Origin of the sequence: Glycomyces dulcitolivorans (assembly GCF_003265355.1) — a bacterium.
Classification (GTDB): Bacteria; Actinomycetota; Actinomycetes; order Mycobacteriales; family Micromonosporaceae; genus Glycomyces; species Glycomyces dulcitolivorans.
Genome location: NZ_QFRW01000025.1, coordinates 17,999 through 18,583, shown reverse-complemented (window position 1 = coordinate 18,583; position 585 = coordinate 17,999).

The following is a 585-nucleotide window of genomic DNA, read 5'->3' as shown; positions in this document are numbered from 1 at the left end:
GATGGCGATGGCGATGGCGATGGCGATGGCGATGGCGATGGCGATGGCGATGGCGATGGCGATGGCGATGGCGATGGCGATGGCGATGGCGATGGCGATGGGCGGGGTGGCGGTCATGAGCGCGCCATGGTTTCGGCCCATGAGTGCTTCCGCAGGCGCGATCACGATCTTGTTCACGACCATGGGCATTCGCATGGGCCTGCCGAGGGTGTGGCGCCGTGGTCTTGGGCTGGGTTGTTTGGGATTGCTTCGGTTGGGGCGTTGATTCCGTCGCCCGCTGCTTTTCTGCTCTTGGTTTCGGGGTTGCTCACCGGGCGGGCTGTGTTGGCGGTGGTCATGGTGGCGTGCTTCGGGGTCGGGTTGGCTGCGACCGTGCTTGCCGTGGGGCTCATGGTCATTGCGGGGCGCGATTGGGTCCGGCGGAAGGCTGGCGGGCGGCTCGCGCGGTTCGGGGCGGTGGCGCCGTTGTTGGGGGCGGGCGCAGTCGTGTGTGGCGGGTTTGTGCTGTCGGCGACCGCGTTGGTGGCGCTCGTTGCTTGAGCGTGAAAGGGCCTCGGGCCTGGGGGCGAGGGTTGAATCCTAGGT